The organism is Paraburkholderia sp. RL17-383-BIF-A (assembly GCF_046028015.1).
GTDB lineage: Bacteria > Pseudomonadota > Gammaproteobacteria > Burkholderiales > Burkholderiaceae > Paraburkholderia.
Genome location: NZ_JARESR010000021.1, coordinates 66,494 through 79,493, shown reverse-complemented (window position 1 = coordinate 79,493; position 13,000 = coordinate 66,494). Strand labels below are relative to the sequence as shown.

Genomic DNA, 13,000 nt, shown 5'->3' with positions numbered 1-13,000 from the left:
GCGGAGCCTTGAGCCTTTCAGGTAGCGTCATTTACTGTGATTCCTCCGTCATTCCTGCAGGACCTGCTCAACCGCGTCGATATCGTCGACGTGGTGGGCCGGTACGTGCAGTTGAAAAAAGGCGGCGCGAACTTCATGGGACTTTGCCCGTTCCACAACGAGAAAAGCCCTTCGTTTACGGTTAGTCCGACTAAGCAGTTCTATCACTGCTTCGGTTGCGGCGCGCACGGAACGGCCATTGGTTTCCTGATGGAGCACGTCGGTTCGTCGTTTCCGGAAGCGGTCAACGAACTGGCGCAGTCGGTCGGCTTGACCGTGCCGAACGAACCTTCGCCGGGATATGGCGGCGGTTCCGGCGGCTATGCGCCGGCGGCGTCCAAAGCGGTCACCACGGCGCTTTCCGATGTCATGCAGACCGCCTGCGACTTTTACCGCAAGCAACTGCGCAGCGCGCCGGTCGCGATCCAGTATTTGAAGAAACGCGGCTTGACCGGCGAGATCGCGGCCCGTTTCGGGCTCGGCTACGCTCCGGACGGCTGGCAGAACCTCGAAGCGGCATTTCCGAACTACCGTGACGATTCGCTGGTCGAATCGGGATTGGTGATCGTCAGCGAAAAATCTGACGCACAGGGTCAGAACCGCCGGTACGACCGCTTTCGCGAGCGGATCATGTTCCCGATACGCAATGTGAAGGGGCAGGTGATTGGCTTCGGCGGCCGGGTGCTGGACGGTGGCGAGCCGAAATATTTGAATTCGCCCGAGACGCCTCTATTTAACAAGGGCAGCGAGTTGTACGGGCTGTTCGAAGCGCGTCTGGCGATTCGCGAGCAGCACTACGTGCTCGTCGTGGAAGGTTACATGGACGTGGTCGCGCTGGCCCAATTAGGGTTCCAGAACGCGGTCGCCACGCTCGGCACGGCCTGTACGCCGATTCATGTGCAGAAACTGATGCGCCAGACCGACACGGTCATCTTCAGTTTCGACGGCGATTCGGCAGGCCGGCGTGCCGCGCGGCGCGCGCTGGACGCCTGTTTGCCGCACGCGGCGGACAACCGCACTATCCGGTTCCTCTTCTTGCCGTCCGAGCACGATCCAGACAGCTACGTGCGCGAATACGGCACCGAGGCGTTCGCCGAGCAGGTCGAGCGGGCCATGCCGCTGTCGCAGTTCATGCTCAACGAGGTGCTGACCGGCAAGGAGCTGGACCAGCCGGAGGGCAAGGCCCGCGCGCTGTTCGACGCCAAGCCGCTGCTGCAGGCGTTGCCGGCCAATGCGCTGCGCGCGCAGATCATGCATATGTTCGCCGACCGGCTCGATGTGCCTTTCGACGAAGTCGCCGCGCTGTGCGAAGTCGATTCGCGCATCGCGGCGGCCGCCCGCGCCGCGCCGGCCCGAAAAGACCGGCGCAGTGTGACGGGAATCGAGGAAAAAACGCTGCGCAATCTGGTGATGCATCCGCGCACGGTGGCGGTACTGGACGAGGAGGCCGAACAGGCGCTCCTTACGGTTACGCGGCATGGCGAGCTATTCGAAGAAGTCACGACGCACGCGCGTGCGCTGGGCGATTCGGCGGAGTTTCAGTTGTTGTCCGACCTATTGCGAAACGGCGCAAACGCCCCAACTTTCGAGGAAATCTTTCGCAAAATTCTAGACTATGATGAAAATGTCCGGGATTTGCTGCTGAAAGACCCGGAGGATGCGACCGTCATCGAGGAACGGCGCGAGCAGGAACGGATCGTAGGAGAGGAGCTGAAGGCGGCGATCCTGAAGATGCGGTACGACGCATACTGCGATCGGCTAGAGCAGCTTTCGCGGCAATCGCGGCACACGCCGGAGGAATTCGCGGAGCTGTCGGAGCTCAATCGGAAGCGGGCCGACATGAAGCGCCGGCTCGGGCTGTAGGCGGAATGAAGGAAGCCTGGGTGCTATAATAAAAAGTTTCCAGCGGTTTGTTTTTAAAAGGGTTTTCCTAGCAAAGGCGAAAAGGCGATGCGATGGCAAAGACTAAAGACGCAACTGCGGGCGGCAAGAAAGCAACAGGCACGAACTCCACGGAGCAGACCAGAAAGGTCATTGAGGCCAAGTTAGTTTCTTCCGCCAGAAGAGCGTCTTCTGCCAGCATTGCACCGGGTGCAGGGAAGAAGTCCACGACCACTTCGGCTGCGCGAGCGGAGCCGGTCAGGGCGGCGAAAGTTGTAGCAGTACCGGCCACGAAGGGGTCGGGTGTCAGAAGCGCAAGGGAAGCGGCTGCCGCAAAGGACGATGCGGTAGTGCGCGAGGTTCCAGTATCCACGGTTCAACCGGCTGGCGTCCACCAGCCGCGAGTCGAGACTACAGCCGGTACGGCGAACTCCATGACGAAAAAGCTGAACGAAGTACCCGTCGATGACGACGCAACCCAAAGCGAAGAAACCCCCACGGCTGCTCCAGCCAAGGTGGAAAAGGCCAAGGCTCGCGACCGTCGTGCAAAGGAAAAAGCGCTGCTGAAAGACGCTTTCGCGTCGTCACAGCCTGGCACGGTCGAGGAACTCGAGGAGCGCCGCTCCAAACTGCGCGCGCTGATCAAGCTCGGCAAGGAGCGCGGCTTCCTCACGTACGCTGAAATCAACGACCACCTTCCGGACAACTTCACTGAGACCGAGGCGATCGAAGGCATCATCAGCACGTTCAACGACATGGGCGTGGCTGTGTACGAGCAGGCCCCCGACGCTGAAACGCTGCTGCTGAACGACAACGCGCCGGCGGCTTCTTCGGACGACGAAGTGGAAGAGGAAGCGGAAGTCGCGCTCTCCACCGTCGACTCGGAATTTGGCCGCACCACCGACCCCGTCCGCATGTACATGCGTGAAATGGGCACGGTCGAACTGCTCACGCGCGAAGGCGAAATCGAAATCGCGAAGCGGATCGAAGACGGCCTGAAGCACATGGTGATGGCCATCTCCGCGTGCCCGACTACCATCGCCGACATTCTGGCCATGGCCGAGCGCGTCGCGAATGAGGAAATTCGCATCGACGAACTGGTCGACGGCCTGATCGACGCGAACGCGGAAGACGCGGACGGCTTTTCCGCGCAAGAAGCGGAAGCGATCGAGAGCGAAGACGAGGAAGTCGAAGAAGAGTCGGAAGAAGACGAGGAAGAAGACGACGGCACGGCGCAAGCCACGGCCAACGCTGCGCAGATGGAAGCGCTCAAGCGTGCGTCGCTCGAAAAATTCGCGATGATCAGTGAATGGTTCGACAAGATGCGTCGCGCGTTCGAGAAGGAAGGCTACAAGTCCAAGTCGTATCTGAAGGCGCAGGAAACGATCCAGAACGAGTTGATGACGATCCGCTTCACCGCGCGCACCGTCGAGCGTCTGTGCGACACGCTGCGCGCACAGGTGGACGAAGTGCGTCAGGTCGAGCGCCAGATCCTGCACACGGTGGTCGACAAGTGCGGCATGCCGCGAGCGGAATTCATTGCGCGTTTCCCGGGCAGCGAAACGGATCTCGAGTGGGCCGACAAGATCGTCGGTGAAGGTCACGCGTATAGCGCGATCCTCACGCGTAACATTCCGGCCATTCGCGAACAGCAGCAACGTCTGCTGGATCTGCAAGCGCGCGTCGTGCTGCCGTTGAAAGACCTGAAGGAAACCAACCGTCAGATGGCGGCGGGTGAACTGAAGGCGCGTCAGGCGAAGCGCGAAATGACCGAGGCGAACTTGCGTCTCGTGATCTCGATCGCGAAGAAGTACACGAACCGTGGTCTGCAGTTCCTCGACCTGATTCAGGAAGGCAACATTGGCCTGATGAAGGCGGTGGACAAGTTCGAATATCGCCGCGGCTACAAGTTCTCCACGTACGCAACGTGGTGGATCCGTCAGGCCATTACGCGTTCGATCGCGGACCAGGCGCGCACGATCCGGATTCCGGTTCACATGATCGAAACGATCAACAAGATGAACCGTATCTCGCGTCAGATTCTGCAGGAAACCGGTCTCGAACCGGATCCGGCAACGCTGGCCGAGAAGATGGAAATGCCCGAAGACAAGATCCGCAAGATCATGAAGATCGCGAAGGAGCCGATCTCGATGGAAACGCCGATCGGCGACGACGACGATTCCCATCTGGGCGACTTCATCGAGGACAACAACACGGTTGCACCGGCCGACGCCGCATTGCACGCCAGCATGCGCGACGTCGTGAAGGACGTGCTCGACTCGCTGACGCCGCGTGAAGCGAAAGTGCTGCGCATGCGTTTCGGTATCGAGATGAGCACCGATCACACGCTCGAAGAAGTCGGCAAGCAGTTCGACGTGACGCGTGAACGCATCCGGCAGATCGAGGCGAAGGCGCTGCGCAAGCTGCGTCACCCGAGCCGTTCGGACAAGCTGAAGTCGTTCCTCGAAGGGAATTGATCGAGGTCGGTCATTCACTGTAGTGACGCAGTAGTTTGAAGGAGCCTCGCGGTTGTTTCGGCGGATCGAAGCGGTTGCGAAGGCTCCTTTTTCGTGTAGTATGTCGGCCAATTAAGGTTTTAGGGCCTCTAGCTCATGCTTGGTTAGAGCAGCGGACTTAGCAACGACTCACCTAAACCGCGCAGCATGGCATGGTGAGTCATGAATGGGTTGCCTTGGGGTAAGTTAGCTCTGCTCCTTGGTAGAACTGCTCAAATTCGGGGAACCCTCTGCTGCTTCGGCGGCGTGGCAATCCCGAGCGAAGCTCTCCTGGAGAGAACGTGTAGAGACTGAACGGGCAGGTCGTAAAGACAAGAGACAGTCCAGACCACAAACCCGAAAGGGACGGTGAAAACCGTAGCTGGTAAGCATAATCCGTTGGTGCCGTGTTCGACTCACGGGAGGCCCACCAAATTCTAGAAAGCCACTCTTAGGAGTGGCTTTCTTTTTTTCGGCTTCATGCGTGATTGGCATATATGAAATGACATTCATGCTATTCACGCGGTATAGCCTTGCCTCCACAATTCTCCTCAAGCGGTTTGTGCCGCATTCAACCGGAGAGTGGAATGTTTGCAGTTACTGGTATCACAGGTCAGGTGGGTGGCGTTGTTGCTCGTGCATTGCTAGCGGCTGGAGAGGACGTTCGCGCCGTGGTTCGCAGCGCCGCGAAGGGTGCCGATTGGAATGACCAAGGTTGCGAAGTCGCTATCGCGGAGATGTCCGACACAAAAGCGCTGTGCTCCGCGTTTTCCGGAGCCGACGGCGTGTTTATCTTGCTGCCGCCGAACTTCGATCCGTCGCCGGACTTTTCGGAGTCGCGCCACCTGATCGGGACGGTGCGCGACGCATTGAAGCAAGCCAATCCGGCGAAAGTGGTCTGCCTGTCGACGATTGGCGCTCAGGCTGTCCAGCCGAACCTCTTGCAGCAACTCGGACTCATGGAGCAGGAACTGGGTTCGCTGCCCATGCCGGTCGCTTTCCTGCGCGCTGGCTGGTTCATCGAGAACGCGGCGTGGGACGTGGACCCCGCACGCACGGCGGGCGTCATCCCCAGCTTCCTGCAGCTGCTCGATAAACCGGTTCCGATGGTGGCTACCGCCGATGTCGGCAGGGTCGCCGCCAGCATGCTGCAACAGCAATGGACCGGTACGCGGATCGTTGAACTGGAAGGTCCGCGGCGTGTCACCCCAAACGATATTGCGAGTGCGTTCGCGCAGTTGCTTGGCAAGGACGTACGCATGGAGCCGGTGCCGCGTGATACGTGGCAAGCGCTCTTCAAGTCGCAGGGCATGAAAAATCCCACTCCTCGCATGCAGATGCTGGATGGCTTTAACGAGGGCTGGATCGAGTTCGAGAAGCCCGGCCAGACGATAAAAGGCAATGTGGCGCTGGAAACAGTGTTGCAGTCGCTAATCGAACGGCTTGCATGAGTGTCTGTCGGCCAACCGCTCATCGATTGCGAGCGCCGGGCCTCGCCAACGCAGTGTTGCGAGGCCGTCCAGCCAACATGACAAGACGGTAATCCAGGCGACGGAGTCCGGTAACGGCGTGCGCGCTACGATCGGTCGCTCATCCCCATCGCTCGTGCGACGTTTGAACAGGCGATGAGACGGTCCGACCACTCTGCGCGCTCAGCGCGACCCTGGAGCGTTATCCATGCCACTCCGTCATTCCGTCGCCAGCGTGGCTGCGACGATCGTTGTCACCCTCATCCTGCTGGCCGTCGGCGCGTTTCTGTTCAGTTCTTCGGGCCTTTACGACGTATCCGCAAGCAAGAAAGACAGCCCGATCATTGCATGGATGTTGCACTCGACCTACGAAGCGTCACTACATCATCACGCTGGTAAAGACGTGCCGCCCGGCGATCTGATGTCGCTAAAGAATATCGAGGCCGGCGCGCGCTTCTACGATTCGACCTGCGCTGCTTGCCACGGTGTGCCAGGAAAGCCGCTGAGCTTCATTGGACAGGGGATTCAGCCGGCTGCGCCGGCGCTACTCGCCGCCAGTCGCCGCAACAATCCCAAACTGATGTTCTGGGTCATCAAACATGGCGTGAACATGACGGCCATGCCGAGCTTCGGAAAGACGCAAGCTGATCAGACGATATGGCAAACGGCCGCATTTCTCTACGACGCAAGGGGTATCACTCCGGAGCGATACGAGACGCTTGTGCATGGGGCTAAGTAGGGGGCTGTTTTCTATGGCCGTCTGAACTCCACTTTCGGCCGCAATGACGGACTCGTGAACGCGAACCCAGAGATCGACGTGGCGACGAAGATGGCCTAGTGTGAACTACCGAGGAAAAGCAGTATCGTCGACGCGGCTACGCTCATCCCATTCGACGCCAGGCCGCTAGTGGCCGCTCGCACGATCAGCGACTGGTCGCCGTTCGGATCGACCAGGTTATCGCGGGCGATTCAGCACCGAGTCTCCCGATGGCGCTTTTCCATGGAGTGGCACGTCGTTTGCACAAGGTCGGCTTCCGGACCATATCAATAACGAGAACGACCATGCGACCCGACCACACCGCGACTGAGTTTGCCCAGACTCCATCTTTGCTCGCCACGCCGCTGGAAAGCGGCGGCGAAACCTTGCCGCAACGGCAGATCAACGCTTTCGCGCGAGTCACCTTCTGCTTCGCGTGGCTTTTCGGGCTTGAGCCTTTCCTGACCGGGTCGGCCGACGAAAGGCCTCACTCGCGACTCGATCGCCATTGAGGTCACATCGTTGCGCGACATGCCGGGCCACGCTAACAGACGTTGAAACTTTCGCCACGCATCAGGGCAATTTCTACATCGGGAAAGAGGCGAATCGAGGCTGGCTCGCAGGCCTCGAAAGGTGTCACCTTGGCGCCGAGTCGCGGGAATAGTGGTTGCGCGAGAGCGGGCGGGAGCCATTCCCATCCTCTGGACGCTCATCATGCAAACCGATCCCACCATCGACCCCGTCGCCGACCCCGCCAACCAGCCACTCGATGAACCCGGCGAGCAGCCGCGGCCATTGCCCGACGTGCCGCCTGAAGCCGATCCGCTCGCACCGGGCGCGGCGCCCGAGGACGGAGCGGCGCTGCGTCGCCCACGAGATACGCCATAACGGCATGGTTGGCGGTAATTAGGGAAACTCCGTGTAAAAAAACGCACGGCCGTGCCGTTTAATGGTTACGGAAGGCGGTTCGGAAGTTTGCCATCCGTTTTCAGCACGGGTTTTTGTCACGCGGCGGTCGGCGCCGCATATCACCTCCGGACAACGCCCGTGCTGAAGGCTTTCCTCCTCTTCAACAGACGGAATGCGAACTCGTGCCAGAAAGCGTCGGGTTGACTTGGTGTCGACGGCCTCTTGGAAGAAGTCTGCCTGGACCGAGTGCCACAACGTCCATCTAACGACGTATGCCGCCCCGCTGTGGCCGACTCGCCTACAGTTCAAGCAGCCGCGCGCTCGGCGCGACCGATCCGCTTTAGCGTATAGCGTAAAAGCGGGCTATTAGATCCACTCCCTCGCAACAAAAAAGAGTTAATCGCCGAATTCAGAGGGCCATTCATTAAACGCGACCAAACGAGACCGTATTAATTAAAATAAGTTCCCGGTTTTCTAAAATAAATTTACTCCTGCTTCCACGCATACCTTCTATTGCCTCATTTGCGAGCATTCAAACATTTTGTATTTTTCGTTTCGTTCCGACCCGATTACGTCACGCATATTAAACGCTGTTGCATACACGCAACTGGCAATATTGAAAAGTTGCCAATTACTTATGAATAAAGCAGGTGCGACAGCCCCTTTATTTTGCGATAAGTAGTGAATAAACAAAGACTTAACGCCAGTGGCGTATGGATTGTTGCTGAATCTGGAAAATCCTGTTGTGTGAATTGCCAACATCCCTATCAGGGTGTCCCCCTACACTCACGCTTCGTTTCAAGGGTGCCCGGCCGATCCGAAACGGGTCGGTGAACAGGGCGGCAATGGGTGCAAAGCGCGCGTTGCCGAGGCAGTTCCCGCTCCCCGCGTAAATTTATCGAACAGGAGTCCCAGCATGAAAAAGAGTCTCATCGTCGTTGCGGTTGCCGCATCGTTCGCTTCCGTCGCTCACGCACAAAGCAGCGTGACCCTGTATGGTCTGCTCGACGCCGGCCTGACGTACACCAGCAACGTCAACCACAACTCGAAGTGGGCAGCTGGTAGCGGCGGCATCAATCAAAGCATGTTCGGTCTGCGCGGCTCGGAAGATCTGGGCGGCGGTCTGAAGGCAATCTTCACGTTGGAAAGCGGCTTCAACATCAACAACGGCAAGTTCGCTAACAACAACGGCATGTTCAACCGTCAAGCGTTCGTCGGTCTGTCGAGCGCGCAATTCGGTACGGTCACGCTGGGCCGTCAATACGACGCAGCTCAAGACTACCTGGCACCGCTGACCGCAACGGGCAGCTGGGGCGGTACGTACTTCGCGCACCCGTTCAACAACGACAACCTGAACACGAACGGCGGCTACGCAGTCAACAACTCGATCAAGTACTCGAGCGCTAACTACGCTGGCTTCACGTTCGGCGGCACGTACGGCTTCTCGAACCAGGCTGGCGCATTCGCAAACAACCGCGAATACAGCGTTGGTGCTGCATACCAGTGGCAAGGTCTGCACCTGGGCGCTGCTTACGCACAGCAGAACAACCCGGGCGCCGGCAACAACGGTGCTTCGGATAGCTCGTACGTCAACGCACTGGCAGGCAACGTCGGCAACTTCCGTCAGCGTGAATTCGGCGTTGCTGGTTCGTATGCATTCGGCCCGGCAACCGTCGGTCTGGCATGGACGCAATCGCGTTCGGACAACTTCGTGGGCGGTCAGCAATCGCTGCGCGCTAACAACTACGAAGTCAACGGCAAGTACAACCTGACGCCGGCTCTGGGTCTGGGCGTTGCTTACACGTTCACGGACGGCAAGGGCTACGGCGTTGGCGCGAACGGTGGTTCGGAGTCGGTGCGTTACCACCAGATCGGCGTGCAGGCTGACTACTCGCTGTCGCGTCGTACGGACGTCTACGCTCAAGCCGTGTACCAGCACGCAATGGGCGACGGCGGTGTCGCTTCGATCTACAGCGGCGACAACACGCAACTGCCGTCGTCGTCGAAGAACCAGACGGCTGCTACGGTCGGTCTGCGTCACCGCTTCTAAGCTTCAGCAGAAGCCGGTTGTACAAAAAGGTGCCGTTCGCGGCACCTTTTTTTATGCGCGGGCGATTCGCTGGCCGGCACACGGCGTCAATGCCTGATGCCGCACACCTTGCCCGGCCCCGGCGGCCGTATGCTGTTCCAGAACTCGTCTCGCATTTTCTGACGATTGCGCCTCGCCATCTGACAAGAGTTAACCTTCGCGAAAGCCTGCCTGGGTTAGTCTCAAATTCATTGATGGATAGACCCTATTTCGTGACGGCGCCAGCACGCGTCCTGCGGCGGTGCCTTCTTACCGCATGAATACTTCCGCCTCGAAGTCGCAGCCTCATCCGCCGCCCGCTTACGATCTCACCGACGAGCAATGGCGTCGCATCGCGCCGCTGCTGCCCGAAATGAAGGAGCACGGGCCCCGGCGCGGTCGCCCCTGCATCGATATCCGCTGGGTGGTGAATAGCGTGATGTGGGTGCTGCACGCGCGCGCGCCATGGAGCGCCATGCCTAAGTGCTACGCGCCGTATCAGACTGCGCATCGCTACTACTTGCGCTGGAAGAAGTCCGGCGTGCTGGCCAACATCGTTCTCGCGCTGTTCGAGACCGATACGCTCCTGGAGCGGCCTGTCACGCGCCGAGGCGGTGTGCGCGCCGCGTAGCCCGCAGCTTTCACAATGGCAAACAGAAAGGCTGTTACCGGTTTCCCGGTGACAGCCTTTTTCAATCGCAACCGGCCTGAAGGTCCGCAGGTCTGTTGGTGCTCCACTCGATCATGCAGGTTGTTCGACCCTGAACACGGCAACGGCATCTCGGAGTTGATCCGTCTGCTCATCGAGGGAGCCCGCCGCGGCCGCGGCCTGTTCCACGAGTGCGGCATTGCGCTGTGTCACATCGTCCATCTGGCGAATCGCGAGATTGACTTCGCCGATACCTGAGCTCTGTTCCTTCGAAGCCGCCGAGATCTCGTTCATGATGGCCGTCACGCGGCGCACCGCATCGACCACCTCGCCGATCGTGCTGCCGGCCTTGCCCGCGAGCGCCGAGCCCTCGCCGACTTGCGCGACCGACTGATCGATCAGCACTTTGATCTCCTTGGCCGCCGTCGCGCTGCGCTGCGCGAGATTGCGCACCTCGCCCGCGACCACCGCGAAGCCGCGGCCTTCTTCACCGGCGCGCGCGGCTTCCACCGCGGCGTTCAGCGCCAGAATATTGGTCTGAAAGGCAATACCCTCGATCACGCTGATAATCTCGCCGATCTTGCTCGAACTATCGGTGATACCCGCCATCTTCTCGACCACGTCGTTGACCACCTGGCCGCCGCGGGCGGCGATGTTCGACGCGTCGCGCGCCAGTTCCGATGCGGTCGCCGCATTGTCGGCGTTCTGCGTGACGGTTTTGGTGAGCTGGTCCATGCTGGCGGCGGTCTGCTGCAACGAAGCGGCCTGCTCTTCGGTGCGGCTCGACAGATCCAGATTGCCTGCGGCGATTTCCTTCGACGCGGTGGTGATCGTCTCCGCCGAGGTCTTGATGCGCGCGACTGTCGACGCAAGTTGATTGCGCATCTCACGCAGTGAGAACAGCAAGCTCGAGGTGTCGTCGCGGCGCAGGTCGATGCGGGTGGCGAGATCGCCGCGGGCGATCTGCATGGCGATCGCCGCGGCCGTGGCGGGCTCGCCCCCGATCGAGCGCGACACGCTGCGCACCACGCGCGAAGCGACGAAAGACACGATCACGCCCAATACCACCAGCATGCCCGCCGAGCGCGTGAGCGTCGCGTAGAACTGTGCCTGAATGTCGTCCATATAGGCGCCGGCGATGAAATCCCAACCCCAAGGCGCGAAGCGCTTCACATAGCCGATCTTTTCGCTGGGCGTCGTTTCGCCGGGCTTCGGCCACCAGTAGCGCAGGTAACCGGCGCCGCCCGCCGAGGCGCCGGTATGGGCGATGTCCTGATACAGCGCGTTGCCTTTGGCGTCACGAAAGCCGCTCATGTCCTTGCCGTTCAGCTTCGGGCTCATTGGATGATCGATCATGACCGAGTCGCTGCGCACGATCGTCACGTAGCCGGATGCGCCGTAGCGCTGCGCGCTGACGCGGGCAATCGCCTGTTGCTTTGCTTCGTCGACGGAGAGCTTGCCGGCGTCGGCCTGTTTCGCATAGTCCGCGACGATCGATATCGCCATATCGGTGACATCGGCCAGATCCGCGCGCCGTGCGTCCATTTGCGCGTTACGCGCTTCGTACGCGTTCACGACGGTCACGATCAGGAGCGCAGCCCAGCACAGCAGCAACGGCACCCACAGTTTCTGTTTCAGTGTCAGACGGTTCATTATCGGATTCGACAATACGTTGAGCTCGGAATAGGGAGGGCTGCAATCTACGCTGCATAGTTCGCATAACGGCGCGCGCGGCGCTTTCTTGATCCGGTTGCTCAAAAAACGGGCTGACAGACGGGCCGATAGACGGGCTGGCCGCGCGTCGGCGGCGCCCGAAAGGGTGGCGTGGCCGCAGGCCCGGCCGGAGGTTGGCGCTAGATCTGCTCGCGGCCGAACGCGCTCAGGCGCTCGAGGTCGAGTACATGGATCTGGTTGTACGAGAGGCGCAAAATCTGCAGTCGTTCGAAATTTTGCAGCGCCTGATTGATCCGCTGACGCGAGACGCCCGCCAGCAAGCCGACTTCTTCCTGCGAAATGGCCAGCGTGCGGCCGGTATCGGGATAGAGGTCCGGGTTGAACAGCTGCGCGAGCGACTGTGCGACGCGCGCGTCGACATCGAGCAGCCGGCTATTCTGGATCGACGCGATGAACTCGCCCATGCGGTTGTTCAGCTGCCGGATCACGAAGCCTGTGAACGGCAGGCTCGACTCCAGCAGCGCGTGGAACGTATCCGACGGCACGAACATGACGAGCGAAGGTTGGATTGCCGCGACGTCGTATTTGCGCAGTTCGCGCTTGATCACGCTGCCTTCTCCGAACCAGCCGCCGGGCGGCACGCCGGACAGCGTGCAGCTGCGTCCGGAAGCGTTGTAGATGGCCAGCTTGAGAAGGCCGGAATGCACGCCGATCCAGTAATCCGAGGGTTCCTGGCGGCGCGCGATCCACGCGCCGCCTTCCAGATGCTCGGCATGCGCGCTGGCGATCACCATGGCCTGATGCTCCACGGCGAGCGCCCGAAACCACGCGCAAGTGGCGAACAGGGCCGGCAGGTCGGCGCGCGCGACCCGTTCCAGCCGGTTCGGACGGGCATCTGCGGGAGCGATGAGCGGGGCGTCGTTCATGGCGAATGGCGGGATCGATGGGGACTTATTGATCGAATCGAGGTTCGAAAGCGCCAAGGCGTGCCACTCTGTCATTTGAATGACAGACAGTTCACCATGACCATTGTTAGCCTAGTTTATCAATCAGAATAGT

General features: G+C 60.2%; 10 protein-coding genes. 8 read left to right on the top strand and 2 right to left on the bottom strand.

Translation table 11 applies throughout. From position 1 onward, the window contains the following. The first annotated feature begins 36 nt into the window (after positions 1-36). The 8 genes from dnaG (at position 37) to P0D71_RS22895 (ending at position 10,249) form a co-directional block, all read left to right on the top strand. Positions 37-1,902 (top strand): DNA primase, encoded by a 1,866-nt coding sequence (dnaG, locus tag P0D71_RS22930; protein ID WP_091804703.1) that lies wholly within the window; start codon positions 37-39, stop codon positions 1,900-1,902. Between the two features lie 92 nt (positions 1,903-1,994). Further along, positions 1,995-4,397: an RNA polymerase sigma factor RpoD gene (gene rpoD / locus P0D71_RS22925; RefSeq protein WP_408482260.1), complete on the top strand. Its 2,403-nt coding sequence runs from the start codon at positions 1,995-1,997 to the stop codon at positions 4,395-4,397. A gap of 605 nt (positions 4,398-5,002) precedes the next feature. Then, positions 5,003-5,866, top strand: coding sequence for an NmrA family NAD(P)-binding protein (locus tag P0D71_RS22920; RefSeq protein WP_408482258.1), 864 nt, complete (start codon positions 5,003-5,005; stop codon positions 5,864-5,866). Positions 5,867-6,092: 226 nt separating this feature from the next. Then, positions 6,093-6,623, top strand: coding sequence for a c-type cytochrome (locus P0D71_RS22915; RefSeq protein WP_408301584.1), 531 nt, complete (start codon positions 6,093-6,095; stop codon positions 6,621-6,623). A gap of 323 nt (positions 6,624-6,946) precedes the next feature. Next, entirely contained in the window at positions 6,947-7,153 is a 207-nt protein-coding gene (locus P0D71_RS22910; protein WP_408482256.1) for a hypothetical protein, read from the top strand. Positions 7,154-7,355: 202 nt separating this feature from the next. Next, on the top strand, positions 7,356-7,529 hold the full coding sequence (locus P0D71_RS22905) for a hypothetical protein (protein ID WP_408482254.1): 174 nt from the start codon (positions 7,356-7,358) through the stop codon (positions 7,527-7,529). Positions 7,530-8,466: 937 nt separating this feature from the next. After that, positions 8,467-9,600 (top strand): porin, encoded by a 1,134-nt coding sequence (locus P0D71_RS22900; protein WP_091804688.1) that lies wholly within the window; start codon positions 8,467-8,469, stop codon positions 9,598-9,600. Between the two features lie 295 nt (positions 9,601-9,895). Next, entirely contained in the window at positions 9,896-10,249 is a 354-nt protein-coding gene (locus P0D71_RS22895; protein WP_408482252.1) for a transposase, read from the top strand. A gap of 111 nt (positions 10,250-10,360) precedes the next feature. On the opposite strand, the gene P0D71_RS22890 is transcribed toward P0D71_RS22895, so the two are convergent. Continuing rightward, positions 10,361-11,920 carry a methyl-accepting chemotaxis protein gene (locus P0D71_RS22890; protein WP_408348819.1) on the bottom strand — a complete coding sequence of 520 codons (1,560 nt, stop codon included), beginning with the start codon at positions 11,918-11,920 and terminating at the stop codon, positions 10,361-10,363. A gap of 200 nt (positions 11,921-12,120) precedes the next feature. Continuing rightward, positions 12,121-12,867 carry a Crp/Fnr family transcriptional regulator gene (locus P0D71_RS22885; protein WP_408482250.1) on the bottom strand — a complete coding sequence of 249 codons (747 nt, stop codon included), beginning with the start codon at positions 12,865-12,867 and terminating at the stop codon, positions 12,121-12,123. Positions 12,868-13,000: the final 133 nt, after the last annotated feature.